Source organism: Micromonospora cremea (assembly GCF_900143515.1).
GTDB lineage: Bacteria > Actinomycetota > Actinomycetes > Mycobacteriales > Micromonosporaceae > Micromonospora > Micromonospora cremea.
On sequence record NZ_FSQT01000002.1, the window covers coordinates 4,752,806 to 4,779,233 of the forward strand.

Annotated in this window: 20 protein-coding genes and 7 pseudogenes; 11 read left to right on the plus strand and 16 right to left on the minus strand. The window is 68.0% G+C overall.

Annotation, left to right across the window (positions count from 1 at the left end; genetic code table 11):
• Positions 1–350: 350 nt before the first annotated feature.
• From BUS84_RS35800 to BUS84_RS35805, 3 genes and pseudogenes are all read right to left on the minus strand, one after another.
• Positions 351–2,003 (minus strand): ISL3 family transposase, encoded by a 1,653-nt coding sequence (locus BUS84_RS35800; protein WP_342199457.1) that lies wholly within the window; start codon positions 2,001–2,003, stop codon positions 351–353.
• A 324-nt stretch (positions 2,004–2,327) separates the two neighbouring features.
• The gene (locus BUS84_RS40435; protein ID WP_244298930.1) at positions 2,328–2,723 is read right to left on the minus strand and encodes a hemerythrin domain-containing protein; all 396 of its coding nucleotides are present in this window, start codon (positions 2,721–2,723) and stop codon (positions 2,328–2,330) included.
• A gap of 81 nt (positions 2,724–2,804) precedes the next feature.
• A pseudogene (locus BUS84_RS35805) lies at positions 2,805–4,665 on the minus strand (heavy metal translocating P-type ATPase); the annotation flags it as partial.
• A 184-nt stretch (positions 4,666–4,849) separates the two neighbouring features.
• On the opposite strand from BUS84_RS35805, the gene BUS84_RS35810 reads away from it, so the two are divergent.
• Together BUS84_RS35810 and BUS84_RS35815 are read left to right on the plus strand one after the other, a co-directional pair.
• Positions 4,850–5,860 carry an Acg family FMN-binding oxidoreductase gene (locus BUS84_RS35810; RefSeq protein WP_074319373.1) on the plus strand — a complete coding sequence of 337 codons (1,011 nt, stop codon included), beginning with the start codon at positions 4,850–4,852 and terminating at the stop codon, positions 5,858–5,860.
• 509 nt (positions 5,861–6,369) lie between these two features.
• The gene (locus tag BUS84_RS35815; protein WP_244298843.1) at positions 6,370–6,537 is read left to right on the plus strand and encodes a hypothetical protein; all 168 of its coding nucleotides are present in this window, start codon (positions 6,370–6,372) and stop codon (positions 6,535–6,537) included.
• Positions 6,538–6,691: 154 nt separating this feature from the next.
• Here BUS84_RS35815 and BUS84_RS35820 read toward each other — a convergent pair whose 3' ends face one another.
• Positions 6,692–7,234: a hypothetical protein gene (locus tag BUS84_RS35820; protein WP_244298844.1), complete on the minus strand. Its 543-nt coding sequence runs from the start codon at positions 7,232–7,234 to the stop codon at positions 6,692–6,694.
• Positions 7,235–7,679: 445 nt separating this feature from the next.
• Between BUS84_RS35820 and BUS84_RS40440 the strand changes: the two genes are divergently transcribed.
• Together BUS84_RS40440 and BUS84_RS35830 are read left to right on the plus strand one after the other, a co-directional pair.
• Entirely contained in the window at positions 7,680–7,955 is a 276-nt protein-coding gene (locus tag BUS84_RS40440) for a hypothetical protein (RefSeq protein WP_244298845.1), read from the plus strand.
• 106 nt (positions 7,956–8,061) lie between these two features.
• Positions 8,062–8,436: pseudogene (locus tag BUS84_RS35830) on the plus strand (IS701 family transposase); the annotation flags it as partial.
• On the opposite strand, the pseudogene BUS84_RS41005 reads toward BUS84_RS35830, so the two are convergent.
• Positions 8,431–8,767, minus strand: a pseudogene (locus BUS84_RS41005) (site-specific integrase); the annotation flags it as partial. The pseudogenes BUS84_RS35830 and BUS84_RS41005 sit on opposite strands and share 6 nt — an antisense overlap.
• Before the next feature lie 436 nt (positions 8,768–9,203).
• Here BUS84_RS41005 and BUS84_RS35845 point away from each other — a divergent pair.
• The 3 genes and pseudogenes from BUS84_RS35845 to BUS84_RS35855 all read left to right on the plus strand — a co-directional run.
• On the plus strand, positions 9,204–12,134 hold the full coding sequence (locus BUS84_RS35845; protein ID WP_084757744.1) for a M20/M25/M40 family metallo-hydrolase: 2,931 nt from the start codon (positions 9,204–9,206) through the stop codon (positions 12,132–12,134).
• A gap of 363 nt (positions 12,135–12,497) precedes the next feature.
• Positions 12,498–12,941 carry a hypothetical protein gene (locus BUS84_RS40445; RefSeq protein ID WP_244298931.1) on the plus strand — a complete coding sequence of 148 codons (444 nt, stop codon included), beginning with the start codon at positions 12,498–12,500 and terminating at the stop codon, positions 12,939–12,941.
• Between the two features lie 57 nt (positions 12,942–12,998).
• Positions 12,999–13,529: pseudogene (locus tag BUS84_RS35855) on the plus strand (transposase); the annotation flags it as partial.
• A 313-nt stretch (positions 13,530–13,842) separates the two neighbouring features.
• Here BUS84_RS35855 and BUS84_RS35860 read toward each other — a convergent pair.
• The 3 genes from BUS84_RS35860 to BUS84_RS35870 form a co-directional block, all read right to left on the minus strand.
• Positions 13,843–14,424 carry a dihydrofolate reductase family protein gene (locus BUS84_RS35860; RefSeq protein WP_074318714.1) on the minus strand — a complete coding sequence of 194 codons (582 nt, stop codon included), beginning with the start codon at positions 14,422–14,424 and terminating at the stop codon, positions 13,843–13,845.
• Between the two features lie 64 nt (positions 14,425–14,488).
• On the minus strand, positions 14,489–15,397 hold the full coding sequence (locus BUS84_RS35865; protein ID WP_084757931.1) for a helix-turn-helix domain-containing protein: 909 nt from the start codon (positions 15,395–15,397) through the stop codon (positions 14,489–14,491).
• 150 nt (positions 15,398–15,547) lie between these two features.
• Positions 15,548–15,958 carry a Tn3 family transposase gene (locus BUS84_RS35870; RefSeq protein ID WP_074318715.1) on the minus strand — a complete coding sequence of 137 codons (411 nt, stop codon included), beginning with the start codon at positions 15,956–15,958 and terminating at the stop codon, positions 15,548–15,550.
• A gap of 56 nt (positions 15,959–16,014) precedes the next feature.
• On the opposite strand from BUS84_RS35870, the pseudogene BUS84_RS36920 reads away from it, so the two are divergent.
• Positions 16,015–16,787, plus strand: a pseudogene (locus BUS84_RS36920) (transposase family protein).
• Positions 16,788–16,822: 35 nt separating this feature from the next.
• On the opposite strand, the gene BUS84_RS35880 reads toward BUS84_RS36920, so the two are convergent.
• From BUS84_RS35880 to BUS84_RS41395, 6 genes and pseudogenes are all read right to left on the minus strand, one after another.
• Entirely contained in the window at positions 16,823–19,057 is a 2,235-nt protein-coding gene (locus BUS84_RS35880; RefSeq protein WP_074318717.1) for a HelD family protein, read from the minus strand.
• A 186-nt stretch (positions 19,058–19,243) separates the two neighbouring features.
• On the minus strand, positions 19,244–19,489 hold the full coding sequence (locus BUS84_RS35885; protein ID WP_074318718.1) for a hypothetical protein: 246 nt from the start codon (positions 19,487–19,489) through the stop codon (positions 19,244–19,246).
• Between the two features lie 358 nt (positions 19,490–19,847).
• A pseudogene (locus BUS84_RS35890) lies at positions 19,848–20,981 on the minus strand (tyrosine-type recombinase/integrase).
• The gene (locus BUS84_RS37955; RefSeq protein ID WP_143728622.1) at positions 20,978–21,124 is read right to left on the minus strand and encodes a DNA-binding protein; all 147 of its coding nucleotides are present in this window, start codon (positions 21,122–21,124) and stop codon (positions 20,978–20,980) included. Before BUS84_RS37955 ends, BUS84_RS35890 begins: the two are co-directional and overlap by 4 nt.
• Positions 21,125–21,215: 91 nt before the next feature.
• The gene (locus BUS84_RS35895; RefSeq protein WP_244298847.1) at positions 21,216–21,872 is read right to left on the minus strand and encodes an RCC1 domain-containing protein; all 657 of its coding nucleotides are present in this window, start codon (positions 21,870–21,872) and stop codon (positions 21,216–21,218) included.
• Positions 21,873–21,983: 111 nt separating this feature from the next.
• Positions 21,984–22,064 (minus strand): annotated as a pseudogene (locus BUS84_RS41395) (RCC1-like domain-containing protein); the annotation flags it as partial.
• Positions 22,065–22,482: 418 nt separating this feature from the next.
• On the opposite strand from BUS84_RS41395, the gene BUS84_RS35900 reads away from it, so the two are divergent.
• The 3 genes from BUS84_RS35900 (at position 22,483) to BUS84_RS35915 (ending at position 25,172) form a co-directional block, all read left to right on the plus strand.
• A complete protein-coding gene (locus BUS84_RS35900) occupies positions 22,483–22,815 on the plus strand; it encodes an IS110 family transposase (RefSeq protein WP_244298848.1) in 333 nt (110 codons plus the stop codon).
• A gap of 581 nt (positions 22,816–23,396) precedes the next feature.
• A complete protein-coding gene (locus BUS84_RS35910; RefSeq protein ID WP_208869814.1) occupies positions 23,397–24,302 on the plus strand; it encodes an NAD-dependent epimerase/dehydratase family protein in 906 nt (301 codons plus the stop codon).
• 9 nt (positions 24,303–24,311) lie between these two features.
• Positions 24,312–25,172, plus strand: a complete 861-nt coding sequence (locus BUS84_RS35915) for an RNA polymerase sigma-70 factor (RefSeq protein WP_074318720.1) — start codon at positions 24,312–24,314, stop codon at positions 25,170–25,172.
• A gap of 210 nt (positions 25,173–25,382) precedes the next feature.
• On the opposite strand, the gene BUS84_RS35920 is transcribed toward BUS84_RS35915, so the two are convergent.
• Both BUS84_RS35920 and BUS84_RS40450 read right to left on the minus strand, forming a co-directional pair.
• Entirely contained in the window at positions 25,383–25,799 is a 417-nt protein-coding gene (locus BUS84_RS35920; RefSeq protein WP_074319376.1) for an NUDIX domain-containing protein, read from the minus strand.
• The gene (locus tag BUS84_RS40450) at positions 25,796–26,305 is read right to left on the minus strand and encodes a YunG family protein (RefSeq protein WP_244298849.1); all 510 of its coding nucleotides are present in this window, start codon (positions 26,303–26,305) and stop codon (positions 25,796–25,798) included. The genes BUS84_RS35920 and BUS84_RS40450 overlap by 4 nt, the downstream gene beginning before the upstream one ends.
• Between the last annotated feature and the right edge of the window lie 123 nt (positions 26,306–26,428).

Here is a 26,428-nt window from a genome sequence, read left to right on the forward strand (position 1 = left end):
CCGGGCTCGGAGTCGGCAGGAACTGCTGGGCATCCGCCTCCCTGGGTACCGCCACACCCGCCGAAGTCGAGCCGACGGCCGCCTTACCTCTTCGGTGGATGCGAAAAGGTCTGTCGGCGGGCGCTGGGGGATCTGTTGTGCTGTTGACGCTGCCCGACTCAGGAAGGCGCCCGGGCCCTGCCATCGTCTTCCCCGGCTGGGCGCAGCTGTTATGTGCCGTCGGTTGGCGCGGTCAGTGATCCCTCGATCAATGCCTTACGCGCCTGCTGCTTCTCGGCGATAATGCTGTCGGCTCCGCCTGAAAACTGGATCTGGATCTGGCCCACTTTCCGTGATCGGATTTGACCCGGTCAGCTCAGCAGGACTCGCTTGCGGAGCAGGTCGAGGTTCGCGCGGCCATACATCTGTCGTTTGATCATCTTGATCCGGTTGACGTGTCCTTCGACGACGCCGGAGCTGTAGGGAAGGGTCAGGCCGTTGAGGACAGCGTCGTGGTCACGGCGCAGACCAGCGATGAACGAGTGCAGGTCGGGCTGGTCGTCGGCGGTCACTGCGGTGATCCAGGCATTAAGGCGGTGCCCGTGGCGGCCGGTGAGGATCTCCGCGAACGCGTTGACGTGGCCCGCAATAGCGTTCAGGTGCGGGCAGGCAGCGCGGATCGTGGCGAGGCCGGCCTGGTCGTCGGGGTGCAGCGCGTCGGGGTGGCGCAGCAGCCAGGCGGTGATCCGGCGGACTTTCGGCGGCCGGGGCCGCGCTGGTGGTGGCGTCGCGGCGGCTCGTAGGGGTTGCAGGTAGCTGCGCAGGGTGGTGGCACTGCCGCGGTAGCCACGGACGCGGATCTCGGCGAACAGTTCACTCGCGTTGGTGATGCCCTCGTTGAGGCGTTGATGCAGGTAGTCGAGGTGGTCGTCGAGGATGCTGGGCCGGCCGGCGCGAGGTTTGGCCAGGAGTTCGTCGACGCTGTCGGCGCGGGCGAAGCGGCGCACGGTGCCGCGGGCGAGGTCGAGTCGTCGGGTGATCTCCCGGATGCTGTGGCCCTCAGCCCATAGCGCCTGAACCTGTTCGTAACGGCGCTGGGTTCGGGGCACCAACAGTCCCTGCTCTGCCCGTTGGGCAGTGGCATCGACGGCAACCTGGGTCAGGTCCGCCGTGGCCGTCGATGCGGGCTGCGGCGGCGCGACGGTGAGGCAGCGGTGATGACGGGCGACGGTCTTCTCGACGTGTTCGGCGAGGTTGTGCCACAGATGCCACCGGTCGGCCACCTGGATAGCCTGGGGCGCACCGGTGCGGGCGCCCTCGGCGTAGGCGTTGGCGCGATCTCGGCAGATGACCTGCACGCTCGGATGCTGCCCCAGCCAGCTGGCGAGGGTGGCCGCTTCCCGATCGCGTAGCAGGTCGACCGGCCGGCGAGTGTCGACGTCGACCAGCACCGTCGCATAGCGGTGGCCCCGGCGCAGGGCGAAGTCATCCACGCCCACCGCGGTGAGCGTCCCGACCGGCGGGTCGGGCAGAGCGCGGACCAGCCGCAGGACGCTGCTGCGGCTGGTGACCAGGCCGAGGCGGTCGGCCAGCCGGGCACCCGCGCGACCGGCAAGAGCCAGCCCGATCTTCTCCAGCGTCTGGCGAAGCAGCGGACTACGCCGTCCATATCTGCAGGTCAACCCGGTGACCTGCTCGGCGAACGTACGGACCGGGCAGCGCACCGTGTCACAGAAGAACCGGCGGACCCGTAACCGGATCTCCACCGGCTGGCCAGCCACCGCGGCGTCGCTAAGTCGACGTTCGTAGCGGCTGTGAACCCGCCGGGCCCGTCGCCCACAACCGGTACACGCCACACGACGGGCTCGCGCTCGCGCCCATATCCGCAGGCCAGCCGACTGCCGGTCCACTCGCTCAACCACGACAGGTGCCAGATGAGGCAGGACCGCAACAAGATCAGCCGATCGCACGACGAACCCTACACAGTGGACTTGGCGCCCCCGATCCGGGTCAGTCTCGATCACGGAAAGTGGGCCAGATCCAAAGTTCAGCCGGCGTTGACAAATGCGCGGTTATAGAGCCCGTCTGATGCCTGGCCTGATCTACGCCCACCACTGGCCCCAATGTGCGTCGCGTTGGTCGAGCCCCGGGGCGTGCGGAACGCCCGTCAGGTAGAGAGCTACCTGTACGCCTGAATTGTCTTCACCAGGGGCTGCCTTCGGTGGGGGCGTCGACCGTACGGCGGGCGCGATTGGCTGCCCCGCTGTGGCTGCAAAGCCGGGCACACAACGATGTGGGGATATGCGGAGCGGCCGGCCAGGGCCGCGAGGCGGCCGGCCAGGGGCACGTCAGCGGGGCGGGGTGTCGGCGGGGCTGAGCGAGAAGTATTCCTCCTCTTCCTTGGTCAGGTACAGCCGGAGCACGGCGTCCAGCCCGTACAGGGCGCCCAGCAGGTCGGGCACCTCGTCGGGGCGCAGCCGGCCGTCTGGGTGCCGGGCCAGGTGGCCGCCGATGCGGTCCACCAGCCGGCTGATTTCCACGCGCTCCCGACTCATGGTGGAGGTCGCCTCGTCGCTGCCGAGCGGGCCGGCCAGCGCCGGGTAGAGCTGCTGCTCCTCGGCCGCCTCGTGTGGCAGCGCCTCGTCGACCAGCCGGCGGTGCACCTCACGTAGCGCCGGTACGCATTCCGGAGCGTCGGGGCGGGTCGCTACCAGGTCGGCGGCGTCCCGCAGCCGGGCCAGCACGTCCCGTACCCCGCCGTGCTGGCCGGCGTACCGGTCGAGCAGTTTCCGGGTCTCCGGCGGGACCTCGCGGCGGCGCAGGCCGCCGCCGAGGGCTCGCAGCGCGTTGACGATGACCAGCACGTCGATGCCCTCATGAAGGAATGCGGCGGCGACCGGGGGCAGCCCGCCGGCGGCGGCGACCACCATCGCGACCACCGCGAGACCCATGCCGACGGTGGCGCTCTGTACCGCGATTCGGCGTGGGTACCGGGCGATCTCGACGGCGTCGGCGAGCCGGTCCAGCCGGTCGACGGTGAGCACCGCGTCGGCCACGTCGGCGGAGGCGGTGGCCCCGGTGGCGCCCATCGCCACGCCGACGTGCGCCTCTGCCAGTGCCGGGGCGTCGTTGACGCCGTCGCCGACCATCAGGGTTATCGCCCGAGCGGACTCCTCCTTGACCCGGTGGATCTTCTCCTGCGGCGAGCATTGGGCGATCACGTCGTCCATGCCGACGGTCTGCGCCACTTGCCGGGCGGTACGCGACCGGTCGCCGGTGACCATGATCAGCCGGCTGATGCCGGCCTCCCGAAGCCGCCGCACGGTGCGCCGAGCGTCAGGGCGTACCGGGTCCTTGAGAAGAATCGCGCCGAGCGGGCCGCGGTCGTCGCTGACCCAGACGGTGGAGTGGCCGGCCAGCTCGGCGCGCTCGCGTACCCGCTGCGCCCATTCGGGCGGCTCACCGGCGAGCTGGCCCACCCGCACCAGGCGCCCGTCCACCCGTCCGGTCACCCCGCGCCCCGGCTCCTGGGTGACATCCGTCGGCTCGGCCAGCCGCAGCCCCCGCTCGTGGGCCTGGCGGACGAGGGCGGCGGCCAGCACGTGCGGGGAGAGCTGCTCGACGGAGGCGGCCAGCCGCAGCACGTCGTCCCGGTCGCCGCCCGGTGCGACCACCGTCTCGGTCGCGCGGGGGCGGCCTGCGGTGAGTGTGCCCGTCTTGTCCATCAGCAGGGTGCGGGCCCGGCCCAGCAGCTCCAGCGACCCGCCGTCGCGGACCAGCACCCCGCGCCGGGCCACCCGGGACAGTCCGGAGACGATCGCGATCGGGGTGGCCAGCAGCAGCGGGCAGGGGGTGGCCACCACCAGCACCGCCACGCCCGCAGGAACTCGCCGGTGAGCAGCCAGGCGGTTCCGGCCAGCAGCAGGGTGAACGGCACGAACGCGGCAGCGTACCGGTCAGCGAGCCGGACCATCGGCGCCTTGTGCGCGGTGGCCTCTTCGGCCAGCCCGACGATCCCGGCGTAGGTGCTCTCCGCCGCGTTCATCGTCGCCCGCAGCTCAAACCCGGCGCCGGCGTTGACCACGCCGCTGGCGACCTGCTCGCCCGTGTCGCGGGTGACCAGCTGCGACTCGCCGGTGACAACCGACTCGTCCAGCGTCGCAGCCTCCTCGACCGTCCCGTCCACCGGCACCACGTCGCCGGGACCCGCCACCAGCCGGTCCCCCGCCGCCACCTGGTCCAGCGGCACCAGCTCGATCGCGCCGTCGGGAGTACACCGCCGGGCCCGCCGGGGGCCCGTTCCAACAGCGCGCGCAGGTCACGGCTGGCCCGGCGCTGTGCGTAGCCTTCCAGCGCCTGCCCGGTGCCGACCATCACGGCGATCACCGCGCCGGCCAGGTACTCGCGGACCAGCAGCGTGCCGACCAGCGTCAGCACCGCGATGACCTCCACCCCGAAGTGCCGGCGCCACAGCTGCCGTACCGTCGCCCACGTGGCCGGCACCAACGCCGCCAGGGTCACCGCCGTCCAGACCAACTGGGCCGCCGTCCGCAACCCTGCCAGCCACAGCCCGCCGCCCAGCAGCGCGGCCAGGGTGAGCAGGGTCAGTGGCGCCCACTCCCGCCAGTCCACCCGGCGCCGCCGCACCGGCCGTTCCGGCACACACTCGTCCGGTTCCGCTCCCACCTGCGGATCGTCTCAGCGGCACCGGTCCCCGCAAGCGGGAACCGGCGTGATCCGTTGCGGGCCGGACGACCCCGAGGCGGGGAAGTCGTGTGCCGGCTGACCGGCGTGCCGGAGGATGGGGCGGCAACACCGCCCGTGACAGGTCCGGAGTGGGGCACGATGTGGGAAACGAAAGGTCGTGACGATGAGCCACGAGACGCCGGCCAGGGACCGCCCGCTGACCACCGCGCTCACGCAGGCCGCCGCGACGGCCGGTCTCGCCCCGTCGGTGCACAACAGCCAGCCGTGGCGCTGGACAGTCCTCCCCGACGCGCTGGAGCTGCGGATGGTGCACGAGCCGCAACTCGCCGCCACCGATCCGGAGAATCGGCTGGTGACGTTGAGCTGCGGCTTGGCGCTGCACCACGCGCGGCTGGCGCTGGCTGCCGAGGGTTGGGCCGCCCAGGTGGAGCGGCTACCCGACCCGGGCCAGCTTGAGCTGCTCGCCCGGCTCGGCCGGTTCCAGCAGACCGCGGCGGACGCGGACGCGACCCGCCTCGTGCAGTGCATGCGGGTCCGGCAGACGGACCGCCGGCCGGTCAGCGACGAGCCGGTGCCCGACGCCACGCTCGACGAAATCGTCAAGGCGGCCGGCGCGCAGGGCACCCGACTCCAGTTGCTCGGCTCCGACCAGGTGGTGGAGTTGGCGGCCGCGGCGGCCCAGGCCGCAGTGGTCGCGGCGGAGGAGCCGGAGCTGCGGGAGGAGTTGGCGTACTGGACCAGCCGGACCGGCACCGGCGTCGGGCTGCCGCCCGAGGTGCTGCCCGAGCGGCCCCCGCAGACCACCGTGCCCGGCCGGGACTTCGGCAATCCCGGCACCCTGCCGATCGGCCCCGGGCACGACCGCGCGGCCGTCTACGGAATCCTCTGGAACACCGACGACGAGCCGGACAGCTGGCTGCGCGCCGGTGAGGGGCTATCCGCCGCCTGGCTGACCGCCACCCGGCTCGGCGTCTCGATGGTGCCGCTCAGCGGCGTGGTCGAGACCGACGGCACCCGGCAGACTCTGCGCCAGATGCTGGCGGGGCTCGGCTTCCCGTATCTGGCGATGCGCCTGGGGATCGCCGACCGGGCGCACGCCGCGCCACCGCACACTCCGCGCCTGCCCACCGAGCAGGTCGTCGACACCTCCGCGGCGGACGCCGGCACCAGGTAGCGGGCCCGTCCCGGACGCTCACCCGGCGGGTGGCCAAGCCAAGGAGACGAGCGTCTTGCGCTTGCCTTTGCGGCAGTCTTGAAGCATGGCGCGGAAGTCAGCCCGGGCGGTCAGGGCCGGAAGTCACCACCGCCCAGGCCCGCTGGCCCGCCAGCGTGGATGCTGGAGCCTCGGATCGTCCGCAGACAGGGCCGTGGTTCACCTGGTGGTGACCAGCCGGTGAGCGCGAAGGAGCCGTGCCCACCACGGCCCCGGCGAGCCAGAGCGCAGCTTCGGCTTAGCCGGTCTCCTGACGCTCACCCATCCGCCGGGTCCCATCGTGACAGCTCCGATCGCCGGCCGGCGCCGGAGCGCTGCGGCCACGGCGACGGCGCCGACGCCGACGGCGGCCGTGCTGGCCAGGACCGCGCCGGTCAACCGTGACGTCAACGACCGGGCGATAGGTGACTGTTTCGGGTCCCACGATCCAGGCGCCGACCGGACGCAATCTCACGATCACCACGGGTCTGGTGGACACGTACTCCACGCCGCAGCTGCTCGACATGCTCGTCGCCGGCCAGCTCGACCTCAGCCACCTGGTCACCCACCGGTTCGGGCTGGACGATTTCGCCGAGGCGTACGACGTCTTCGCCGACCCGGCACGCACCGGCGCGCTCAAGGTGGTGCTGTCGCGATGAGGATCCGCTGCCCGTCGGCGCCGGACCGGCACGCGCCGCGCTCACCCGTCATCGCCTTCTCGCTCGTTGAGGCCGTCGCTTGGACGTCGACCAGGACAACGCCCCGGTCTCCGTAGGGAAGACCGGGGCGGTCGGGGTGAGGGGGCGACAGCGGTCAGGCGACGGTGTCGGCCGGCTGCGGCGCGGGAGCGGCGAACGCCTCGCTGGGCGGGGTTCGGATGGCGTGAACCAGGCCCGCGAGAGAGAGCAACAGGAGCAGCGCGGCACCGAGGTACATGGCCGTTGCGGCCTGTCCGGCCTTGACTCCCATCTCGCTGAAGCCGTACGACGTGAGCAGCAAACCACGCAGCGTCTCGCCCTTGAATACGGTGTCCCGCTGGGCGTTGACCTCGGCGAGCTGCTTCTGCAGGTCGGCCAACGCCGGGTCGTTGGTCTGCTGCACCTTGGCGACCTGTTCGCGCAGCTGACTCTGCGGCTCACCCAGGTCGGCGTAGGTCTTCCCACCGGCCATGTTCTTCAGGTGCAACCCGATGTACTCGTTGGCGTAGCACTCGGCCTGCTTGCCGGTAGTGATCTTCTTTCCCGCGTTTTCGACCAGGCACTCGGCCTTCTTCTCCTCGTCGTCGAGCCGGTCGGCCGGGGTGAGAGGGTCACAGCCGAATATTGATTCACATCGTAAGATCGCCGCCAGGCGCACGGCAGTGCCGAATGCCCGTACCGGAAGGACTTTGGCCCCGTACGCCCACGTGTTCTGGCGCGGCAGGTGCCGGTGCGGGCCGGCGCCCCGGGAAGCGGTGGCAAACGCGGACGCGTCTGCGTGCCGACGGGACCTTGGACTCTGTATCTTGCGATCGATGCCGCGAACCATGAGGCCGGGGAACGCCGATCCGTGTCGATCGATGGCACGGCGATTGGAGGACGCGATGGGTAGCTGGCCCTTATCGGACAACGGCCTTCGCAGGATGTACGCGGGAGGGCGCGCCAACGCCACCGCTCGCCGCCTCGCTCGGGTATGGGTGGCCGTGCTCGGTGCCGGCCTTTCCTCCCGGCGTTGGGTGACGCTCGAGGTTGTCGGACGCCACACTGGACGACGCACTCGGTTCCCGCTGGGAATGGCCGACTGGCAGGGCGAGTGATACCTGGTGTCCATGCTGGGCGAACACTGTAACTGGGTCCGCAACGTACGGGCGGCAGGCGGCCGGGCCACCATTCGGCACGGACGGGCTCGGGCCTGCCGCCTTGTCGAGGTACCCGTCGGCGAGCGCGCGCCGATCCTCAAGCGGTATCTACAGAAAGTGCCCGGCGCGCGGCCGCATTTTCCCGTCGATCGGCACGCACCCCTGGCCGAGTTCGAGGCGATCGCCGTGCAGTATCCCGCCTTCCGCGTCGAGCACGCCAAGGCTGGCGGTTACCTGTGACCCTGCTCGCCGCCGAGATCGCGCCGCTGGGACGTTCGGTAGCGGCGAAAACCCGCCTGATACTGCAACGGCGACTGTGGATACCGCGTAGTACCTGGTCTCTGTCATCGCGGCGGCAGCCGCAGATGCGTCGGCGGCGGAGTTGGATCGGTTACATGCGTGGATCGCTGGGCGGTTCCGGCGGGTGAGCCGCGCCCTCGGGTTCGCCAGTACCTGTGTGGGCTGGCCGCTGGTCTGCAGCGCAAGAACGGCTGGACCCTCGCGGAGCGGGCGGTGAGGTGTCACCGGATGGCATGCAGCGGTTGCTGCGCTCTCCGATTGGGACATCGGGGCAGTCCGCGATGACGTGCGGGACTACCCGCTCGAACACCTCGGCGATCCGGCGGTTGTACCTGCCTGCGGCATGGACCGACGATCGTGAACGCTGCCGCGCTCTGGGCATCGGCAACGAGGTGGATTCGCAGCCAAGCCGCAGATCGCGGTACCGCACCGTTGGTAATCATTCGGATCGGAATGTGGCCGAGGGGCGGCGCCACCCGCTTACGCCAACCGGCAAGGTGCGGGTCTAACGTCTTCCGCTCCAGGCCGCGCAGCGCCAGCGTCATCAGGCTCTCGCCGTACTCGGCCAGTCGGTTTGTCGCGGCCACCGGGTCGACGCCTCCTTGCGCCGCGCTGACCATTGCGTCGATCCACGCTTGCGCCTCTTCCGGTGTCGCCACCGATGTTGACTTGGACGGGCGGCGCTTGGTTGTCGGGTCGACCCACCGAACTCGCGCCCGGTGGGGACGGTCCCGGCCGGCTCGCACCTCCATATCGGAGGCAATCGGTACGCCGATCGGTGGCTTGGTCGGCCGACGGTCGGCCCGCAGCGTTGACTACCGGGCCGCGCAATGGGGCGCGCCGTGGCTGTCTGCTCTGCGCAGCCGTCGAGCGGGCCGCCTCGATTCGTTGTGGGCCATCAAAAAAAAGGGCACCCTCTATTTTGAGGCCCATGGATGAATGAGGTGACCCCTGAAAACGTCGATGGGAGCCATGAAGGTGACCCCCTTGAAAAGTATCGATGTTCGTGCTCGCCGCGCTCGTCATCCTCCACTTCGAACACGATCGCACCGCACCACCTGGTCACGCAGCGCCACGAACCGTTGCTCGGAAAGGTTCATTGACAAGCTGGGAACCGCCTGAAAGGGTCTCGCGTACAACGAAATTCATCCGATGTTTTTGGTCTGACCATTCAGGGAGATCACGGTGATGCGGAAGAAACCTCTTGCACTGACACTTGGCATGTCATTGCTCCTGTCCATGGGTGTACCGGCTAACGCGTCCGCGACCAGCGTCGGCGAGGAGCGCTTCCAGCCGAGCGCCACCTACGATCTGTCGGTGACCGACGCCGAGCGCGACGCGATCCACGCGGAAGTCGAGGCGTTGGCTGGACGCGTCAACAGCGCGCGTGCGGGGGACGGCACCTACGACCCGCTCAGTCTGATCGGGGCGATGCTGGACGGGTCGAGCTACGACTCCATCTCCCGAGGCGGCACGGCCGCGACGGCGTACCCCTTCCCGGTCAGCAACACCGAAGCCAACCAGAACGAGTACGACCGCAAGGTCGCCAAGCTCGCCTGGGTGGTCAAGCTGGCCACCGACCTGGGTTTCCCGGTGGTCGTCCAACGCCAGCCCGACAAGTACGTCTACGCAGAGATCGGTGACCCGGACGCCCCGGAGATGGTCATGGCGTTGAGCCACCTCGATTCGCCGACGGCTTCCGTTTCGCCAGCCCAGCTGGCGCGCTGGCGGGACGCCGATGGCAACCTCGGCACTCCTGGTGCGTACCACTCGCCCTATGTCCAGGACGGCTGGGTCTACGGGGCGGGCCTGCAGGACGACAGCGGCCCGACGCTGGCGACGCTGCTCGCGGCCAAGGCGCTGCTCGAGGCGGGGTTGCCCCTCGACCGACGCATCCGCATCGTCATGGGAATCTACGAAGACGGCGGTCCCGGCACGCCCTCGACGACGAACACCGCCACCTTCCAGTCCATCCCGTACAACTCGAACCCGAGCTTCTACGACAACTGGGCCTACAAGAACCTCAACCGGGAGGAGACCCCGATCGCGGGCTACACCTCCGACTCGCGGTTCCCGGTCATCGTCGGCAACTCCGGATCGGTGACCCCGTCGGTGTCGATGAGCTTGTCCGCAGACAGCACCAAGGCCTTCCGGCTGACGGATGCCACAGCCGGCGTCACCCGGCGCGAAGGCGACCCGACGCTCAAGGACATCGCCTACGGCAGCACCACGCAGATCGCCTCGCGGGCCATTTTCACCCTCGACGTGGCGGGGGCCGGCTCCGCCGAGCGCGACCGATTCGTGTCGGCGATCACCGCTGCCGCGACCACGAAGGGTTGGCTCCCGGCTGCTCCCCGCACCACGCCCAAGGTGCAGACCACGATCACCGGCGACTCGCTCACGCTGGAGATCAACACCGATGTGGCGATGGAGATGCCGACCCCGCAGTACGGCAAGAATGCCATCGTGTGGGGAATGTTCCTCCTCTCCAAGGGACTCGGCGCATTGGGAACCACGGCCGCCGACATGCAATTGAAGAAAGCCGCCGACGGCATCGCCGACCTGTTCTTCCGCGACGGTGTCGAAGGCGAAGCCTATATCGGCAAGTACATGGGCATCCCGGCGAGCCTGTTGCGCAACCCAAGCAACGGCACACCGAACCTGACCTTTGCCCTCATGGGAGGCATCAACTCAGAGACCCCGACGAGCTTTTACACGGACGCCTCCGGCAGCCTCAGCATGCCGATGTATGTGCGCAGCATGCACGTCACCGCGGCTGACTCCGGCCAGGCAACGGCGGCGGTCACGGCCGCCTTCCAGGCGAAGGGGTTCACCATCGGCAACCTCGGCTCGCCCGTCGGCGCCGGGTTGTATGTCACTCACGACAACCCACTGACGGCCCTTCAGTTCGGGAGCTACCAAGCCTCGATCAACCGCAATCCGGAGGAGTTTGCGGATCCATATTCCCTCAGGGACGTGGTCTCTCCGCAGGGCACGACCGGTGGCACCCTGGCCAGCAGCTTCCGCAATAAGATGACCGCCTTCGGCGCCGTCATCCCGGGTAACGAGCGCTGGTGGCACACGGCCAACGAGCGGATGAAGGTCGACTCGGCAGTGCAGATGACCAAGATCATGGCCGATGGCATGCTGGAGATGGCCCGGTACTCCGGGCCCGCCGGTGCCAAGTTCATGTCGGCAAGCATCCCGGGGCTGAACGCCGACCGGGCGGACCTCGACCTGCTCGACGTCACGATCGGAACCTACAAGGACGCGTCGGCCGCTGTCGGCACGAGCCAGTTGGGCACCCAGGCCCTGCTCGGCGCTACCTCGTTCAACATCCCGATGTGGAACGGGCGCGGCAACTCGGCCCCGACGGCGTCGGCTTTCGCACTGGGGCACGCCCCGGGAGGGGTCTACCTGCCCCTGACCGACACGGAGTACCTGAACAACACGTACGTGGCGCCGATGCGTCTGGAGTTCAAGGTGGAGCGCCCCGACCACATGTCGGACGCGGCTTGGGCGAAGTTCGTCGCCGGCGGCTACGGCGACTTCCAGTTCAATATCCTCGTCGGCGACGCGGTTGTGCCGCTGGCCGTTCCTGCGGGGCAGAGTGCGGACAAGTTCTTTTCCTCGCGCATCTCGGCCAACAACCCCGACGCCATCTACCTGTCGGTCAACCTCGCGATCACCGATGCCCCGTACACCGGGGTGCAGGCCACCCTCGCGGATTCCAAGACGGACCTGTACACGGTCAATCCGACGTACTTGGCTTCAAACCCTGATCCGTTCCCCGGGCGCGGGGCCATCGAACAGCGGGGCTTCTTCGTGTTCGGTGATGGGCAGAAGAACGCGGAGTTCTCTTCACCCGACGCGGTCTACGTGACAGTCGCCAACGCGGTCATCGATGCGAAGCCGTCGGCGGTGGTGAAGAAGTTGAAGGGCAACAAGAACGAGTTGACCATCACGGTGAAGCAGACCCACATCGACGGCAGCGAGTCTCCTGTGACGGCCACGTTCACCATCGACAACAACGCTGCTGGCACTTACACCGTCGGCGATTACAAGGTGTACGTCGAAACCAAGGGCAACACCCAGGTGCGGTCCATCTCCATCGTGTGACAAGTGTGATCCGGAAGTTCAGCGCGCGCACGAGAGGGCATGCGCGGTGCAGGGCCCCGGCAAAGTTGTGAGGGTGCCCGGCTGATGTGGTTGGTGTAGTCGCTCCCGTGCTGGCGGTAGCAGAGCGGGCATGACCGGTTCAGATGATCATCGAGGTTCCTACGCCTTATTGATCGTCCGAAGTGAGTCATGCCCGCGCTGCCATCATCGCTGATCTCGTCCTTGTCCGACGCACCGGCTGTCACCGTGCCCGAGGCCGCTGCCGGGCTGCCCGCGGCGTTGGCGGGTCTGCCGGATCCCCCGCCCGCCGCGAGGTACGGCACCGGCTGACGGTCGTCGTCGCTGATTGCCGTGTGTGCCGTGGTGGCCGGCTACCGCTCGTACGCCGCGATCGCCGAGTGGATCGCTGACGTGCCGGCCGCGACCGCTCTCGCGTTGGACATCACCCCGGACCGGCGCCCCTCCGAGGCGATGATCCGCCGGTGGTTGCAGCCTCTGGACTTGGATCTGCTCACCGCCGCCATCAGCAGCTGGCTCTCCATCACGACCGTGGCGACAGCGGCCCAGCGGCGGGCGATCGCCGTGGACGGCAAGACGCTACGCAGCTCCCGTACCACCAAACTTTGCGGCCCGGCACGTCCTCGACCGCCTGCGACCAGGCCACCGGAGTGGTCCTGGCCAGCACCGACGTGCTCGATAGCCTGGGCTGCTATGAGGCGATTGCCAGACGTGGCATATTGCTGGCTCTTCACAGTTGAGGGTGTAGTCGCTGGTTGGATGGTGGCTGGCGCGTCGGTCCCGGTGTAGGTGTCGAGGTCTTCCGAGGATGGAGGTTCCTACGCCGCCCATCTGGAAGACCTCGACGTGCCTGACGCTACCTTCGGCTGCCCTGACCTGACCACGTTCTGCCGCCTGGATGAGCCCGGCCTGGTCGTGGTCGGCCAGCGTCTGGAGCCCGATCGCGCGGTCCTGGCGTGCCGGGTCCTGGAGGCCGATGACGGCACCGAGGGCTGGTGCCGACGCTGCGGGTGTGCATGAAGACCCCGGGACACCGTCACGCGGGAGCTGGCGCACGAGCCGCTGGGCTGGCGACCGACCACCCTGCTGGTGACGATCCGCCGGTACCGGTGCACCGGGTGTGGGCGTGTGTGGCGCCAGGACACCAGCCGCGCGGCCGAGCCAAGGGGCAGGCTGTCGCGTCGTGGACTGGCCTGGGCGCTGGAGGCAATCGTGTGTCAGCACTTGAGCATCGCTCGAGTCGCCCAAGGGCTTGGCGTCGCGTGGAACACCGCAAACGACGCGGTCCTGGCCGAGGGCCGACGGGTGCTGATCAACGATCCCGGCCGGTTGAACGGTGTGAAGGTCATCGGGGTCGATGAGCACGTGTGGCGCCACATGGAGCACCTGCGCGGCTCCGCCCTCGGCTTCCGCAACCTCACCAACTACATCACCCGATCCCTACTCGAGACAGGCGGATTCAGACCCCGACTACACCCTGCATTGGTGAAAGCCGCTCTTCCTTGGGGTCGGCCAAAGATACGACGGAAGCCGGCAACCAGTGATCTTGAGTTGAACTTGCCGCAGGTGAGGTGCTGGGGCGGATCGGCGTCGGCTGCCTGACCAGGGACAGCGATGCGCAAATGCAGCCGGAGGTCCGATCTTGTGTCACCGTTCGCAGTGGACTTCTTCGCGTACCCGCTCGGATCGGTCAACGGCGCACCCGATAGCGCAGGCGAAGCACCCGGTTGCCTTGAATCACCACGTCAGGATCCTCCAACAGGTGCTGCGCGTGGACCGACCCGAAGTAGCGCTTGCCGGACCCGAACACGACGGGTACGACGTCCATGCGCACCTCGTCGACCAGGCCCGCGGCAAGCACCTGGCCACCGACGTCGCCAGCGGCGACCTCGACGATGCGGTCACCCGCAAGCTCCTGCGCCTTGGCCACGGCTGCCTCGACGCCGTCGACGAAGTGAAACGGCGCCTCGGGGTCCCAGCCCTCGGGCTTCGGCCGGTGCGTCACGACGACCACGTGGTCGACCCCGCCCGGAGGCTTTCCGTCCCAGCCGTCCGTCATGTCGAAGACGTCGCGGCCGACGATTGTCGCCCCGATCTGGTCCCAGTACGGCCGGGTGTAGTCGTAGGACGTCTGCGACACCTTCAACTCGCCGCTCTCGTCCAACGGCACGTCACCGCTGAGCAACCAGTCGAACAGCGGTCCGGGCTGGTCGTTCTCGTCCGCGATGAAGCCGTCTACTGACACCGAGCTGTACATGACTACTTTGCCCATGGCGCTCCTCTGCTTGGGGATGCCCTCAGGTTAGAGTTTCGTGGGCTGTCGCTCTTGTAAGGAATCAATCGGTCGGCAGCGGCCAGCCGTCCATTACGTGGCCGGGATGTTCGCGCAGGAACCGCCGCCTGACTTCGACATATCGTGTCGGTGTGAGCCCGGTGAAGGCCCGGAACTCGTGGCCGAAGTGGGCCTGATCGAAGTAGCCTGCGCTACTGGCGAGGTCGGCCCAGTCGATCGGTTCGGCGGGGTTGATCGAGAACACGGTGGCGGCGAAGCGGTAGGTGCGGGCCAACCGCTTCGGCGTGACGCCGATGAGCTCCTTGAACCGCTGTGCCAGGTGAGTGCTGCTGACACCGGCTGAAACCCTCAGGTCGTCGATAGCCACCGCCCCGCTGGTCGCAGCGATGATGCGGCTCGTATGGCGGACCAGCCCCAGGCCGGCCGCGTCGCCTAGCCGTCGCTTTAGCTCCTCCTCGAGCAGCGTCAGCATCTCGTGAGGCCCCTCGGCCGTAGCCAGCCGGTCTCGCAGCTCAGCACTGGCGGGCCGGCCCCAAACCTGCTCCACCGTCACCGGTCGGTCACACAGCTCGGCCGCGGGCATCGGCAGGAACGGCGCCAGCCCCCACGGCTTGAAGTGCACGCCGACGGACCGGGTCCGGAGTGGGTAGCCGAACTCCAACGCGCGGGTGGGCGTGGTGACCACGCAGCCGTCGGCGTACTCGGCCGTCTCGACGTCGGTGCCGGCACGAATGAGGAACGGCGAACCGAGGTTGACGATGAGCAGCGCCGCCGGCATCGGTGGCAGCGTCAACCGGGCGTACGGCGGCACACCCTCCAAGTAGTAAAGGTCGTCGATCAGCCCGTCCAGCGGCGGTCGCGGCACTCTGGACACGTACTCCACGCCCACAGTATCGCCGACGCCCCGCCGGCATCGCGCGCCGAAATGGTCCAGCCGCGCTGCCGCCAGCATCGAGCCGGCGCCGATCCCGGACGAGCGCCCGGCCGCGGACATTTGCGTGGGATACGCGTGCTGCGTGAGCGATGGAGGATTCTCGCCCCTCCAGCGTCGCCCCGCATCGGGGAGGCGCTAAACCACCCTCTGCTGCGTTACCGTGCCCTGCTACGCGGCCGCGGGCTGTTCGCCGCCAAAGTCGACCTCGTCCAGCGCGGGGTCGAACAAGTCCGGCGGGATGTGGAGGTCGTCGGTTGCGTAGGCGCCGAACCGGAGGATGTGGGAGGTCAGGTAGGGCGAGAGCTGGGCCAGATCCTCAGCGGTCACCTGCCACCCCTCGGCAACCAGCTGCCGGATGACCTCCATCATGTCGATCGCGATGTGGAACACGATCAGGTTGCACAGCAGCGAGTTCCATTTGACCGACTTTCCTGCTCGGCCGGGTCGTTCTCGGCGATCACGCCCTGGTTGCCGAACCGGGGTCCAGGCGGAGAACCCGTTGTAGGCCTCGGCCTTGTTGGTAGCCGCGGTCACCCGTGCGCGCAGCCCCGAGTCGGCGAGGAACCGCAGCAGCGCCACGGACGTCTCGTAACCCCGGCGTCTGTCTGCTGAGGACGATCATCGAGGATGTCTGGGTGCAGGTGATCACCGCGAGGCACCCGGAGTGGATCTTCCCGTTCACTGGACTGCAGCCCGCCCAGTTCCGCCGGCTGGTCCGCCTGGTCGCCGAGCGTGGCGGTGACGCGATCGCTGACGGCCGGCCGGCAGTGGGCTCTCGACCTCTCTGATCGGGTGCTGCTGGTCGCCGCGTACTGGCGCACGAACCTGACGATGCGGCAGATCGGCCCGTTGTTCGGGGTGTCGCACTCCGCCGGTCACCGGGTCATCGACACCCTCGGCCCGCTCCTCGCACTGGCCCCGGTTCGCCGGCGCCGGGTCGACCAGATCGCGATCGTCGACGGCACCCTCATCCCGACCCGGGACCACCGCCTGGCCGCCCCGAGCAAGAACTACCGCTACTCAACGAACCTGCAGGTCGCCATCGACGCCCACACCCGCCTCGTGGTGGCCCTCGGCGACCCACAACCCGGCAACCGCAACGACCATCGTCTACCGCACCAGCGGCATCGACCAGAAGCTGGCCGGACGGCCCGTCATGGCCGACGGCGCCTACCGCGGCAACCCAGAGGTGATCATCCCGTACCGCAAGCCAGCCGACGGCAGCGAGCTACCCGAGTGGAAGGCCGAACTGAACAGACAGCACCGCACCGTCCGAGCACAGGTGGAACACGCCCTGGCCAGGATGAAGTGCTTCAAGATCCTGCGCGACTACCGCCGCGCCGCCCACACATTGACCGACGCTGCTTCCGGCATCGCCCATCTCCACAACATCATCCTCGCCGGCTGAACCGCCAGCCCGGGCGGGGCAACACCTTCAGCGAGTTACGAGACGTCCTTTAGGACACGCCCAATATCCGGAGATGTTGTCCCAGGATGCGGCGCTTGCTGCGTGAGTATCAGCTGTCCGAGTTCCTGGGTGCATCGGGTGAGCGCGACGTAGAGGCCGTTCCAGCCGCGCGGCTCAGCGGCGATGCCTGGGGGGTCGATGAGTAGCGTTGCGTCCCATTCCAATCCCTTGGACTGGGTTGCGGTGAGCACTGGCACATCACTCAGCACGGCTAGGAGTTCGGCGATGCGGTCGGCGGGGGCGATGACGCCGACCGTGCCGCCATGCCACCGTTGCTGCAGCTGTCGCACAGCTTGGGCGGCGGCGTCGGCAAGTTCGGCGGGTGTGATCGTGAGCTCCCAGGGGGTGATGCCGGAGGAGCGTACCGCCCGTGGCGGCGTGTTGTGGCTTCCAGCTTTCTTCAAGACCGGTTCGGTGAGGTCCATAACCTCGCGCGGGGTCCGGTAGCAGATGGTGAGTTCCGCGGCGGTCCAGCGGTCTCCGAAAGCCGCCTGCACCGCTTGTGCCCAGCTGGTGTGTCGGTGCGCTGCCTCCGCCTGGTCGATGTCGCCGACGGCGGTGATGGAGCGACTGGGACAGCGCCGTAGGACCATGTGCCACTGCATCTCGGACAGCTCTTGCGCCTCGTCGATGACGACGTGGCCGTACACCCAGCCGCGCTGCCGGCGAGCGCGGTCGGCGACGAACTCGCCCTGTGGTTGCGGGGCGTCGACCTCGCCGAGTAGGTCGGCAAAGGCGTCGAGCAGGGGAATGTCGCTCGATGCCCATGGGGCGGGTTCGGCCGAGACAGCGGTGATCTCCTCCGGGGACAGCTGCGGGGCGAACCGGGCCAGCAGGGTGCGGTCGGTCAGGAGATCACCCAGCAGGGTTTCGGCGTCGAGGGTTGGCCACCATGCCTCGATGAACCGGGCGATGGTGGCGTTCTCGGCGATACGATTACGGAGGTGTTCTATCTCTTCTGCGGAGAGTAATCCGTCGATGTCACTGCCGGTGGACGTCCTGCGGGAGTGGTGGTCATGCCGCATGCCCCTGTCGACGCGGGCGAGGATGTCCTCGAAGCCCTCCTCCATCTCGTTCATCAGCGCCTCGCGCTGCTCGACGACGACTTCGGCAAGGAGGTGGTGCAACTGCTCGGCGAACGCCGCGCGGGCGCGGTGGTACGGGCGTCCCTGCACCGCCGAGGCGAGCGCGTGCGCCACCGTTGCGGCCGTGATGACGTAGAATTCGCCCTCCCAGCGCAGCTTCAGCTCGCGGGGCCGGGGGAGCAGCGACGTGACGTAGTTTTCGAGCGCGATCTGCCAGAGGGCGCGGCCCTTGATTTCGGCGAGAAGCCGGCTCTCGTCGCGGCCCGCGTGGATCTCGGTCAGCAGCGTGTCGCAGGTCGCCGAGACGACGCCGGTCTCACCGAGCGCGGGTAGCACCTGAGCGATGTACTGGAGGAACCGCGGCGAGGGGCCGAGGACCAGGACCGCTTGGTCGGCCATCTGTCGGTGGGCGAACAGCAGGTAGGCGACGCGGTGCAGAGCAACCACGGTCTTGCCGGTGCCGGGACCGCCCTGAACGATCAGCGGGCCGGTCGCCTCGGCCCGGATGATGTCGTCCTGTTCGCGTTGCAGCGTGGAGATCGCCGTCGACATGAGGCCGGTGCGCCGCTGGTCGAGGGCGGCAAGGAGAGCGCCTTCACCGACGAGTTCCGCCGTTATGGCCCCGTCCAGTGGCTCGTCGTCCACGCCGACGACGGCTGATCCCCTCGTACGTATGTGACGGCGCCGTGCCTGACCTTGTGGGTCGACAGCCGTCGCGGTGTAGAACGGCCGAGCTGCGGGAGCGCGCCAATCGAGCAGCAGTGGCTCACTGTCCTCGCTGTCGTTGCGGAGACCGACACGGCCTACGTGTCGTACGGTGCCATCAAGACCGTCGAGGCGGCCGAAGACCAGCCCTTCTCGTGCTCGCCGTAGCTCTTCGTACTGCTGGCGGAGCATGCGCTGCCGGGCCCGTTCCAACGCGTCCAGGGCCTCTGACGAAAGCTCGACCTGTAGGTGGTCGGCCAGCCTGTCGCGCCGGGCCGTGGCCAAGTCGAGAAACGCCTGTTCCTCGGCGACCGCGGATCGGCGCGCGACGCCCTCTGCGGTAGAGGTCGGCGGGTCGCCGTCCGGTGTTACTTCGCTGACGCCAGCAGTGCCGTTGTTCAGAGCAGACGTCCGGCGCATTCGCAAATCCTTGTATTGGTGTCCCCTCGGCCCGGATGAGCCGCAGTGCATTCGGCGGCAAGCATAGAGTTGGTTTCCCGCGTCGGCCAGGAACTCCGCCGGCAGAGATGGGAATCTCAATACCTTGCAGTTCCGGGTCGCTTGTGGCCTCAACCAATCTTGATTCGCTTATTGACAGTCCGGTCCTTATCTGATCTGCGGGTGCGTTCCGACCAGCCACACGTCGCCCACGATGCGGATCCACGATGCCAGCACCATCGGGAGTGGGCCGAGACGCTTTTCCAGCCAGTGAAGGTGCTCTTCGGCCTCAGGGTCGGGTGTGGTGTATGGCTCTGTCGACGTCTGGTCGTCGTTGTTCTGGTGGAATCGGTAGCCCTGCTCGCGCAGGCGCGTGACCAGTGTTTCGATGTTTGCTCCGGGCTGGGCGGCCATCTCGTCGCATACTGCCTGTGCCTTTGGGCCCATCCGGTCTGGCGATCGGTGATTGGAACCGCTGACGATCGCGCGAGGCAGGAGTTCGTCCGGACTGCCTGGCATGGGAAGCGCTTGACGATCCGCGGAAACGAGCTCGGGAACGGGGGGGTCGCAACGGGCGGATGAGGCGGTGAGCCGCAGCATGGAACGGCATATGAGGGCGTCGTACCTGTCCGTTTCTAAGGACGTTTCAGCCTATCCTGGCATGTGGCTCAAGGGGTCGTCGGTTCGAATCCGGCCGTCCCGACACAGGTGAGGGGCCATCTCGGAAGTTCGAGACGGTTCCTTTGTCGTACCTGGGTGACTAACTGAGTGACTACGCCTCAGCGTCGAAGATTCGGTCCATGGCGATCGCGCCGCCTTGGAGCACCGGCCGCAGTTGGTGTCGGTACACGCTTTCGGTGACAGTCGTACCGGAGTGGTCGCAGAGGTCAGCGATTTGTTCGAGGCTCATGCCGCTATCGGATAGCAGGGATACGAAGCTGTGCCGCAGCTCGCGGGGTGTCCAGTCGCGCGGGTCAAGGCCCGCTTTTGCGACGACCGGGCGGAAGGCCCGAAGCGCGTTGTGCCGATCGAGGGCCGTGCCTGCGGCAGAGGCGAAGACGAGGCGGTCGGCCGCAGGTGGGTCCTGGCGGTCGCGGTGGGTGCTGAGCGCGGTGACGCACCGGGCCGGCAGAGCCAGGGTGCGACGCGACTTCTTGGTCTTGGTGTCTCCGTCGGAACGGACTGAGCGCCAGACCTGAATGGATGGCGGCACCCGGGGATCGTTGTCCGGCTTGCCGGTGAGGTCGATGTGTGCCCGGGGTGAGGGCTCGCAGTTCTTCGGTGCGAGCGCCGGTCAGCAGTGACAGCACGATGTAGGCGTGCAGTGAGCTGCCCTCGGCAGCGGTCAGGAGCGCTTTGCCGTGGTCGAGCGTCAGTGACTTCGATGGACGGCCGCTGCGACCGGTGGGCACCTCACAGAGTGCTACGACGTTGCGCTTGACCATGTTCCGCGCCACGGCCGATTGACCGCGCGGTTCAGCAGCGAGTGAAGGAGGCGCAGAGTGCGGGTGCTCAGGTGTTGGGCTTTGCCCATGAGCCAGCGGTCGACGTCGGTGGCGCTGAGGTCTCGCAGCTTCCTCGCACCGAGGTCGCTGATGATGTGGGAGCGCACGAGGGTCGCGTTGTTCGCCTTGGTGCTCTCCGACTGGTTGCTCAGGCCGTAGGTGAGCCGGTCGATGAGAGCGCCAGCCACGGTGTGCCCGTCTTTGACAGGGGCGAGGCCGTCTTCGTAGTCACGGATCTTCTCCCGCAGTTTGGTGCGGGCCTCGGTCTTGGTCTCACCGCTGCCTTTGCGCACGATGCGTTTGCCGGCCGGGGTGTAGCCGACGGTGACAGTGGCGATCCAGTGTTGCCGGGACTCGTCCCAGTGCAGGCCGCCTTCTCCTCGGGCGCGGCGTGTGGTCATCGGGTACCTCCTCTCTCGGCTTCCTGTTCGAGCAGGTTGACGTAGGCGGTGATGGCGGCGGGGATGAGCCGGGTGCGGCCGTGTCGGACGGTGCGGAGTCTGCCGGCGCGGATCTGTTCGTAGATCACAGACCGCTGGGGCATGCGATTCCCCGATGCCGGTCAAGACACGCGGTCAGCGGCAGATGAGGATGTCGCCCTGGGGCCGGCGGCAGAGCGTGCATGCTTGCGGTACTTAGTTGGGCGACCCGATCGCGTCCCAGCCGCCGATATTGCATTGATGATCCTCGTTGTCTCCGGCGGCGACAACCGTCCCGTCCGCGCATAGTCCGAGAGTGTGGGTGGATCCGGCCGCCACCGCAACGATCTCGCGCCAGTCGGCTACGTCGCACTGGCCGAAATCGTTGCTACCCACGGCCACGACTCGGCCAGCCACGGTGACTCCGACGGTGTGGTAGCTCCCAGCCGCCACTGCCACAACGTCCCTCCAAGCACTGACGTCACAGGCGCCCGTCGATTGATCCCCGACCGCAAATACACGCCCGTCGTTGGCGAGACCGACCGTGTGAAGGTAGCCGGCGGCGACGGCGGCAACGTCACGCCACATGTCGACCGCGCACTGACCACGGCGATCGTTCCCCACGGCAATGGCGGTCCCATCGGCTCTGAGGCCCACCGAATGCCAGTCGCCACAAGCCAACGCGACGACCTCACGCCACTGCCTCACGTCACATGCTCCCTCGCGGTGCCGTCCCGCAGCCAGCACGGTGCCGTCACCAACTAGCCCCAAGGTGCGGCGCCAGCCCGCGGCGACAAGTGTGACGTCGCGCCATGACGCGACGTCACACTGTCCGTCGCCGTTCCAGCCGGTCGCCATCACGATGCCGTCCACGCGCAGGCCGACGCTGTGGGACCGCCCAGTGTTCGACGCCGTATGCACGTTGCCCGCCGCTACGGCGACCACTTGGGCCCAGTCCTCGACTCGACACTCGCCAGATGTCCCCCTGCCGGCCGCGACCACGGTGCCGTCGGCACGTAGCCCCAACGAGTGTCGGCGTCCAGCGGCGATGACAGGACCACTCATGTGCACAGCATTACGGATTACATGGCCCTGGGCAGACCCGGTCCCGCTCCATGTCCCTCCAGGCTGATGAGCGTTGCCACGAAGTCTTCGAGATTCCGGACCTCCAGCACCCGCTCATCGGCTACTTGTTTCATTGACCTGCGACCGTGGCCCGGCCAGGCTTCGGTCGAGGCGCCCGGGCTGTCGCTCTCATTTCGGCTGCCCACGATGGTCGTGTGGCTCTTATCTGGCCTGCGCGGCCCGCGCGTCGCCCCAGGGCGGGGAGAGGCTCAAGAGGGGTTTGCTCGGCTCGAAATAGCGTTGCCCTCCCGGCTCGACAACCCAGGTGGATCGAGCATCGAAGGACCCGTTGAGTGGCACGTCAGATCGTGTGGTCATCGGCATGGACCCGCACAAGCGCTCTGCCACGATCGAAGTCATGGCCGGCAACGAGACCGTCAGCGGCGGCGGCCGGTTCGGCACCGACCGCGACGGCTATGCGGCGATGAGGAAGTACGCCAGCCGGTGGCCGAACCGGGTCTGGGCGATCGAGGGCTGCCAGGGCATCGGCCGGCACATCGCCAACCGGCTGCTGGCCGATGGCGAGCAGGTCGTGGACGTGCCACCGAAGCTGTCCGCCAAGGCGCGGGTGTTCGCCACCGGGCAGGGCCGCAAGACCGACGCCACCGACGCCCACTCCATCGCGCTGGTCGGCACCCGCATGGCCTGGCTGCGCCCGGTGGTTAACGATGAGCAGCGGTCCTTGTGCTGACGGCCGAGCTTGAGCATTGTCCGGTAGCCGTCGCGGTCGGTGCCGAACCGGCCCTGTGCGAGGATCTTCTCGCGGTGATTGATGATCTCGATGGTCGCGGACCGCTTATGCGGATCCATACCGATGATGACTTGTCCCACGCTCGTCCTCCTCGATCAGACAGGGGCTGAATCCGGCGAGGAGGGCAGCGCTACTTCGAGCTGGGCAGACCCCTCTTGAGCCTCTCCGCGCCACGGTGACCGGCGGGACGCACGCCATGAGTGAGCCACACCGAGACGCGGTGGGCAGCCGATGAGAGAGCAACCCCGCTGGTCACCTCGACCAAGCCTGGCCGGGCTGCGGTCGTACCACCAGTAGATAAGTAGCCGATGAGAGGTGCACCGACTGAGGCGTCGCCACAGCTTTCCCGTGGGCGTTTTCAAGCCTGCATCGCCAACTCGGCACCGAGACGACTATCGAGCTGCCACAAGGTCCTCTCACTGTTGGAATTCAAGGCCCGGAGTGGAGGACTCGAGTGACCGGGGTCACGCCCGGGTATGTCACGGATCGGAAGGCCGCCTTGTCCCGTGGCCATGACGGAGATGAAGAACCAGAGTGTGATCGTGGCCGGAGCCAGTGGTGTTTTCGGCCGGCACATCCGCGAGGCGCTGACCGACGCCGGGCACACCGTGCTAGGCGTGGGCCGCGGCGAGGGCAACGAGATCCGCGCCGACCTGCTCGACCGCGACGGACTGCTGCGGGCGTTCGAGGGGATCAAGGCCGACGTCGTGGTGCACGCCGCGACCGCGTTGCGCAAGCCGCCGATGACGCACAAGGGCATGTTCGGCACCGACGACCTGCGGGTCACCGGGACCGCAAACCTGATCGAGGCGGCCAAACTTACGGGCGTACGCCGCTTCATCGGCGAAAACGTCGCCGTCGGCTACGGCTACCGCGACTTCGGCGACCGCGTTCTGACCGAGGCCGACGAGTTCGGGGCATCCGTGACGGACCCGAACATCAACCGGCACCTGGAGGGCATGCGGGAGAAGGAGCGCTTGCCCCGGGAGTCGGGGCTGGAGGCGATCTCACTGCGATTCGGCTTCTTCTACGGGCCGGGGGGCACCGAGACGATGGTGCACATGCTGCGGAAGCGACAACTGCCGGCGTTCAACGACCACGGTCACATCTCGCCGTGGACGCACCTGGCCGACGCGGCCGCCGCCGTCGTCGCGGCGATCGATCGCGGCCGGCCCGGTGAGGCGTACAACGTCGTCGATGACCACATGGGCTTCGGGGAGATGATCCGGGCGATCGCCGAGACCTTCGGCACACCCAAGCCGTTCACCGTGCCCACGTGGATGATGGCGGTCGCGCCCTACATGCACCTGATGCTCGGCGTCACCATGCGGGTCTCGAGCGAGAAGGCCCGCCGCGAGCTCGGGTGGCAGCCCGCGTACGCGACGGTGCTGGACGGGCTGCGGGCGCAGGCGCTCGGTCACGTCTAGCCTGTTCCCATGATCGATAGCCAGGTCTTCGCTCAGCATCGGCGGCTGCTCTTCGACGTCGCGTACCGGATGACGGGGAGCGTCGCCGATGCCGAGGACATCCTGCAGGAGGCCTGGCTGCGGTGCCGCGACGTCGACGGCGGCCAGCTCGCGAACCCCCGGGCGTACCTGGTCAAGACCGTCACCAACCTCTCGCTCAACCAACTCACCTCGGCCCGCGCCCGCCGCGAGACGTATGTCGGGCCGTGGCTGCCCGAGCCGGTGCTCACCGCGCCCGACGCGGGCCAGGAGGCCGAGATGGCCGAGTCGATCTCGATGGCGATGCTCGTCGTCCTGGAGACGCTCACCCCCGCCGAACGCGCGATCTTCCTGCTCCACGACGTTTTCGGCTACAACCACGCCGAGGTCGCATCCATTCTGGACAGGTCCGAGGTCGCGGTGCGGCAGACCGCGGTCCGGGCGCGGGCGCACGTCGCGGCCCGCCGGCCTCGCTTCGACGTCGACCAAGGCGTACGCCGAGAAGCAGTGGACCGGTTCCGAAAGGCCTGTGCCGGAGGCGACCTGAACGCGATGATGGAACTCCTGGCGCCCGAGGTGATCTGCTGGTCGGACGGCGGTGGCAAGGTGACCGCGGCCCGCCGGCCGCTGGAAGGCGCCGACAACGTCGCCCGCTGGCTGCTCGGGGTCTTCGCCAAGCCGGAGACGCAGAACACACGGCTCGTGATCACCGAGATCAACGGCGGGCCGGGCATCCTCGGCCTGGCCGACGGGCAACCGGCCGGGGCGATCTGCCTCGACTTCGACGGCGAGCGGATCACCGGCGTACGCATGCAGGGCAACCCGGACAAGCTCCGAGGCCTCACCCGCTGATCCCACCTCCCCCGTCGATCATGAACCTAAGATGATCCTCAACGGAACAGTTCCGGATCACCGTTCCATTCAGCCAGCCACATCAACGAGTACGCCGACAAGCGGTAAGTTGAACAGCCAGCGACCTGGTCGGCCACCGCAAACACGGCCACGTCGCCCTCAACGCACGGATTTGCCGATGAGCGCGCACCCCTGGCTTCCGGAGCGACGTCACGTGACGAGCACGGCGGTGAGCATCGAGAGATACGACTCGTGGGCGAGACGCAGGCTGTCAAGGTCGGATGTCTCGAACCACGCCACAGCGTCGTGCTCGTCCGGCGCGGCGTTGACGGGTGTTCCGGTCCACGTGTCGATCAACCAGATCTGCATGTCGATCGTCGCGGTCCGGATCTCATGCATCGGCGGGCTGGGCGGCACCGATGCCGTGATTCCCAACTCCTCCCGAAGCTCGCGGACAAGGCTCTCTTTCGGATCCTCCCCCTCCTCAACATGACCGCCCGGCAGGTCCCACACGTCGGGATACCAACGGCGTCCGGCGCTTCGATGACACAGCAACACCCGATCGCCGTCGCGAAGAACGGCCGTCACAATCCGGACCGGACCGGAGTCGTCAGTCGAGATCGTCATGGGCACATCCTGACCCATGCGGTTCTGCCGCCGTTCGTGCGCTCGGCCTGTTCGCCGGCCGTCACTGTTGCGTGGATTGCGTTGGATCGCCGCCCGTAGAGGGCTGCGAAGACGCGGTCCCGCAGGATCTCGTACTGCTGGCGGCATCGCCGAGGTGGGCCCGGCGGGCGTTGCTGGACTTGACCGCCGACAACGACTTCCGGTGGCTGGAACTGGTCAGCTGTCAGGTCGACCTCGCGGCCGTCGGCCAATCGATTCCAGTAGTGGTAGCCGACCTTGGCGTCTCCGGCGAGGACCTCGCCGAGGATCAGCTCTCCGCCGAGCAGGTCCTGAATGATCAAGGCAGTCACCCCGCATTGACCACGGGCTGCGTTGCCGGCGTGCCAATCCTGCACATCGTGCGGGTCGCAGGTATCCGCTCCCCAGCCGCCGCGCAGTACCGGCCGCAGCATCTCGAGGTCAATCGCGAGAGGGACTGATCGTTGGTCGCGCTCTTCAGACGTCACCCAGGAAGGGTCAGCCCTCGACCGGGTCGAGAGCCAAGAAATACCCCGCCTCGGGTCCTGGCCGGCCGAACGGCGCCTACGTTGTGTCTCTTAATCCGAGGGTCGTCCGCAGCCCGTCTTCCA

Excerpts from the sequence above, each read along its gene's own strand:
- BUS84_RS35810 (WP_074319373.1), top strand. The coding sequence starts at position 4,850 with ATGAGCCACGAGACGCCGGCCAGGGACCGCCCGCTGACCACCGCGCTC.
- BUS84_RS35845 (WP_084757744.1), top strand. The coding sequence starts at position 9,204 with ATGCGGAAGAAACCTCTTGCACTGACACTTGGCATGTCATTGCTCCTG.
- BUS84_RS35860 (WP_074318714.1), bottom strand. The coding sequence starts at position 14,424 with ATGGGCAAAGTAGTCATGTACAGCTCGGTGTCAGTAGACGGCTTCATC.
- BUS84_RS35865 (WP_084757931.1), bottom strand. The coding sequence starts at position 15,397 with ATGCTGGCGGCAGCGCGGCTGGACCATTTCGGCGCGCGATGCCGGCGG.
- BUS84_RS35880 (WP_074318717.1), bottom strand. The coding sequence starts at position 19,057 with ATGCGCCGGACGTCTGCTCTGAACAACGGCACTGCTGGCGTCAGCGAA.
- BUS84_RS35885 (WP_074318718.1), bottom strand. The coding sequence starts at position 19,489 with ATGGCCGCCCAGCCCGGAGCAAACATCGAAACACTGGTCACGCGCCTG.
- BUS84_RS37955 (WP_143728622.1), bottom strand. The coding sequence starts at position 21,124 with ATGCCCCAGCGGTCTGTGATCTACGAACAGATCCGCGCCGGCAGACTC.
- BUS84_RS35900 (WP_244298848.1), top strand. The coding sequence starts at position 22,483 with ATGGCCGGCAACGAGACCGTCAGCGGCGGCGGCCGGTTCGGCACCGAC.
- BUS84_RS35910 (WP_208869814.1), top strand. The coding sequence starts at position 23,397 with ATGAAGAACCAGAGTGTGATCGTGGCCGGAGCCAGTGGTGTTTTCGGC.
- BUS84_RS35915 (WP_074318720.1), top strand. The coding sequence starts at position 24,312 with ATGATCGATAGCCAGGTCTTCGCTCAGCATCGGCGGCTGCTCTTCGAC.
- BUS84_RS35920 (WP_074319376.1), bottom strand. The coding sequence starts at position 25,799 with ATGACGATCTCGACTGACGACTCCGGTCCGGTCCGGATTGTGACGGCC.